We start from the raw sequence: 645 nt of genomic DNA on the forward strand, positions 1-645 counted from the left end.
CGTTTGAAGTTCATCAACACTCATCCCATCAATGCCTCCGGCACCTTTGTTTGCTTTAACTCTCTTAAATGCTTTATTTAGATTGTCCCTTTGCAAAATATTCTCCAATAGCTTGTCCTTTTGAAAATCTGTAATGGTATGGTTGTTTTCAGCAATCTTTGAATGAGCGGGAACTTCTGCATACTCTCTCTGTTCCGCAGATACCATTTGCAGATAGTCTTCGATTTGAAGTTGTCTACCCTTAATTCTATTCTCAGTTACCTTCATTGACTCACACCTCCTAAAGTTCAGTCCTTCCCACAAAGTCTTAAGCCTCCATGGTACTATGACCTCTGCTGACTTCTCATGATAAATCTTGTTTCAACCATAACCGCAAAGTTCATTGCCTTGGCTATGTCCATGAGACCTCCCCAGGTAAGAACGCAATCTTTCCCTCCATCTATCTGCCACATCTACTAAAGATATTTCCGAGTAGTTATTGGACTTTGACTTGTTTGGCAGTCTTATCCATATCCTTAGCCTCATGTGATTTCTGTTCGTCAGACCAGAGGTTTGCCTACACCTTCCTTCAGATTCCACCTCACGATGGACACCCTTGGTGTTCAGCTATGTCTTTCCCACTACTAGGGCAGACTCGCGACTTGC

1 protein-coding gene and 1 pseudogene are annotated in these 645 nt (G+C 42.6%); both read right to left on the bottom strand.

The features are described 5' to 3' along the window. Positions 1 to 267: pseudogene (locus tag HZF24_RS18780) on the bottom strand (group II intron reverse transcriptase/maturase); the annotation flags it as partial. A gap of 56 nt (positions 268 to 323) precedes the next feature. Continuing rightward, complete coding sequence (locus tag HZF24_RS19310) at positions 324 to 452, bottom strand: hypothetical protein (protein ID WP_281372322.1); 129 nt, start codon at positions 450 to 452, stop codon at positions 324 to 326. Between the last annotated feature and the right edge of the window lie 193 nt (positions 453 to 645).

Origin of the sequence: Sedimentibacter hydroxybenzoicus DSM 7310, from assembly GCF_013403245.1 — a bacterium.
Classification (GTDB): domain Bacteria; phylum Bacillota; class Clostridia; order Tissierellales; family Sedimentibacteraceae; genus Sedimentibacter; species Sedimentibacter hydroxybenzoicus.